We start from the raw sequence: 1,722 nt of genomic DNA on the forward strand, positions 1-1,722 counted from the left end.
GGGCCGTACGTCTGCGAACGAACCCACTCAAAACATCAACTCGCCGGGGCCCTGACCTCAGGCCTGGTCGTCGAACTCGCCGTTCTTGATGCCGCCGATGAAAGCCCGCCACTCGGCAGAGGTGAAGATCAGTGCGGGACCCTCCCGGTCCTTGCTGTCACGCACACCGATCCGGCCTCCGGCCAGAGAGGCGACCTCAACGCAGCTGCCGCCGTTTCCTCCGCTGAGGGTGCTCTTACGCCAGACGGCCTGGGACAGTTCCTCACGGGACACTCAAATCCCCCTCTCGACGCTCAGGGACCTTCTTCGGCGAGCTTTTCGATCATGGCGATCGAATCTCTCGGATCGAGCGCCGAAGCGCGCAGATGGTCATATGCCAGCGTATACGCCTGTACCTCTTCGGGCTTCTCCACATACAGACTGCCGGTCATGTACTCCAGATAGGCGACCTCGCCGCCCCCTTCGGCGAAGGACAGGACGGCGAAGGATCCGAGCATCGCGGCATGTGCTCCTACCCCGTAGGGCAGAACCTGGATCGTCACATTGGGCCGAGTCGCGACCTCCATCAGATGGCGAAGCTGTTGCTCCATGACATGGGCACCACCTACACGACGTCGCAGGGCCGCCTCGTTCATGATCGCCCAGAAGTGCATGGGGTGCTCGGTTCGCGTGATGACGTCCTGGCGAGCCATGCGGAGGCTGACGTGCCGCTCTATCTCGTCTGCCGAGTCCAGCACTCTCGCCGCCTGGTAGACGGCCCTGGCGTAGTCCTCGGTCTGCAGAAGTCCGTGGATGAGCTCGGGTTCGTAGTTCCGGAGTGAGGACGCCTCGGCCTCCAGGCCCACGTAGACCTGGAACCACTGCGGGATGACGTCGCTGTAGGCATGCCACCACCCGCGTTCCCTCGCCTGCCTGGCCAGTTGGATGAGCGCTTCGTACTTGGCGCCCTCGCGGAGACCGTAGAGCTGGAGCATGGCGCGGACGTCGTTGACGGAGATCCGCAGCGTCCCACCCTCCACCTTGGTCATCCGGGACGTCGACCAGTCCAGATGCCGCGCCACCTCGTCCTGCTTGAGACCGGCCTCACTCCGCAGTCGCCGTAGCTCCTGAAGCAAACGCCGGTGCCGGACGGTCGGCGAGAAGTCAGTCACGGATCTACCTCCTGGCCTGCCGGTTCGTTCACGCATCGTAATGAATCTTTGACTGTTCGCGCCAAAGTGCTTGCAGGTTCATTTTTGCAGGTGCAAATTGAGCATGTGACCCGTTGGGGGTGCCGCCGCATCGGTGCACCCTGCGGTGGGTTCCGAAGCATGACAAGCGACAGGTACGCGAGGAACGGGCGGTTGCGGCCGGTACTACGCGGCCTCGAAGTCGGTGAAGGGGTGGACGACCAGATGAAGACACGTGATCTCCATGGCCGAAGCGGCCAATTGGTGGAGTTGGCCTGGGAGTTGAACGAGCTGGGGTTCGACTCCGTAGTCCGGCTCCCGCCCAGCGGGCGGCCGAGTCTGGAGATCTTCCTTCCACCTGGCCGGCCCCGGACCGCCCTGGCGCAGCGGGGCCGTACTTCCGTCTTCACCTGGGAGCGGAGCCGTGTCCGGCAGGGCCCTGATGTTCAGGGCCAGGGCCGGTGCGGCGGCAGCGCGATGCGGGCGGCGGCGGAGCGGATCCTGGAGGCCGTACGGTGACCGCGCCCCGGCTGCTGGGACAGGCCGACCTGCC

The 1,722-nt window shown here is 64.9% G+C and carries 2 protein-coding genes; both read right to left on the reverse strand.

Features of this window, described 5'->3' with window-relative positions; genetic code table 11:
* Window positions 1–57: 57 nt before the first annotated feature.
* A complete protein-coding gene (locus tag ACWJ6R_RS35905) occupies window positions 58–273 on the reverse strand; it encodes a DUF397 domain-containing protein (RefSeq protein ID WP_449066473.1) in 216 nt (71 codons plus the stop codon).
* A 20-nt stretch (window positions 274–293) separates the two neighbouring features.
* Window positions 294–1,151, reverse strand: a complete 858-nt coding sequence (locus ACWJ6R_RS35910) for a helix-turn-helix domain-containing protein (RefSeq protein ID WP_449066474.1) — start codon at window positions 1,149–1,151, stop codon at window positions 294–296.
* Window positions 1,152–1,722 lie beyond the last annotated feature (571 nt).

Source organism: Planomonospora algeriensis, from assembly GCF_977012225.1.